This window comes from uncultured Leptotrichia sp. (assembly GCF_938036635.1).
GTDB lineage: Bacteria > Fusobacteriota > Fusobacteriia > Fusobacteriales > Leptotrichiaceae > Leptotrichia > Leptotrichia hongkongensis.
Genome location: NZ_CALHQO010000524.1, coordinates 1 through 1,102 on the forward strand (window position 1 = coordinate 1; position 1,102 = coordinate 1,102).

Below are 1,102 nucleotides of genomic sequence, written 5' to 3' on the forward strand. Positions count from 1 at the left end.
TATTTTTAAAACTTTTTCCAAAATTAAAATTGCCTCATCAATTTCTTCCTTGCTCACATTAAATGGCGGAAAAAATCTTACAACGTTATTTCCAGCTCCAACTAACAGCAGACCATTTTCCAATGCTTTTAAAACAACATCTTTTCCCAAGACTCTGCTTTCATCAAATTTTATTCCCAAAAGCAGACCTTTCCCACGAATTTCCTCAATAAAATTATATTTCCCCTTCAATTCTTCCAATTTTTTAAGAGAATACTGCCCTTTTTCCACAACATCCTTTTCAACCAGTTTATTGTCAATCAATTCATGCAAAACAGCATTTGCAACAGCACAGACTAGCGGATTTCCTCCATAAGTTGAACCATGATCTCCAGGCTCTAAAACATCGTTTGCCTTGCCCTTTGTAAGAGTTGCTCCAATTGGAACACCGCCACCAAGCGACTTTGCCACAGTGACAATATCTGGAATAATCTCAAAATTTTCATAAGCAAACAATTTTCCAGTTCTTCCCATTCCGCATTGAATTTCATCAAAAATCACAAGTGCGTTATATTTTTCACTCAGTTCCTTTATTGCCTGCATAAATTCAGGCGTTGCACTTTCCAGCCCACTTTCCCCTTGAATCGGCTCCAAAATTATGGCTGCTGTTTTCTCACTCACTTTTGCCTTCAAATCTTTCACATCATTAAAATTACATTGTGCAACATTGGAAATCAAAGGCTCAAAAGGTTTCTGATATTTAGGCTGTCCTGTTACTGCCAATGCCCCTGTGGAACGTCCATGAAATGAATTTTTCATATAAATTATTTCAGTTTTGTCAATAATTTTATTTCCATTTTCATCATACGATAAATTATTTCCATATTTATGAGCAATTTTTATTGCCAGTTCAATTGCTTCTGTTCCGCTGTTAGTAAAAAATACTTTCTCCATCGCACTGTTTTCTGTAAGTTTTTTTGCCAGTTCTAATTGAGGCTCGCTGTAATAAAGATTTGAAATATGTATCAATTTTTTACTTTGTTCAGTCAAAGCATTTATAATTACTGGACTTGCATGCCCCAGACAGTTTACTGATATTCCCGATACAAAATCTAAATATTCA

1 protein-coding gene is annotated in these 1,102 nt (G+C 35.0%); it reads right to left on the minus strand.

Features of this window, described 5'->3' with window-relative positions; translation table 11 throughout:
- A partial coding sequence (locus tag Q0370_RS10515) for an aspartate aminotransferase family protein (protein ID WP_299575478.1) occupies nucleotides 1–1,102 on the minus strand: 1,102 nt, incomplete at both ends.